This is a genomic window from Frankia sp. CcWB2 (genome assembly GCF_977927585.1).
The window spans coordinates 16,685-17,169 of the sequence record NZ_CDWRCM010000027.1 but is presented as its reverse complement, the minus strand read 5'-3'; the positions used below and the strand labels follow the sequence as shown (position 1 = coordinate 17,169).

Annotated in this window: 1 protein-coding gene; it reads right to left on the bottom strand. The window is 71.5% G+C overall.

The features are described from left to right. Positions 1–485: acyl-CoA dehydrogenase family protein (locus ACY45C_RS05030; protein WP_462186475.1), on the bottom strand; the 485-nt coding region annotated here is incomplete at both ends.

Below are 485 nucleotides of genomic sequence, written 5' to 3'. Positions count from 1 at the left end.
CCCCGGGAGCGTGCATGTCGATGAGCAGCAGCGAGATGCCGTGATGGCGCCGGCTGCCGGGCTCGGTCCGGACCAGGGTGAAGAGCTTGTCTCCGCGGTTCGCGAACGTCGTCCAGACCTTCTGCCCGTTGACCACGTACTCGTCCCCGTCGAGCACCCCGGACGTACGCAGCGCCGCGAGGTCGGAGCCCGCGCCGGGTTCCGAGAAGCCCTGGCACCAGATCACCTCGTTGCGCAGCATCGGCCCGAGGATGTCGCGCTTCTGCTCGGGTGTCCCGACCGCCATCACCGTCGGCGCGAGGAAGGCCAGGCCCAGCGTGTTGACCGAGCGCGGCGCCCGGGCGAGCTGCATCTCCTGGTCGTAGACGGCCATCATCCCCGGGGTGCCGCCCCGGCCGCCATACTCCACCGGCCAGTCGATCCCGGCGAAGCCCGCGAGCGCCTTGCGCCGCTCCCAGTCCCACCGCAGGTCGAAGCCCTCGGCC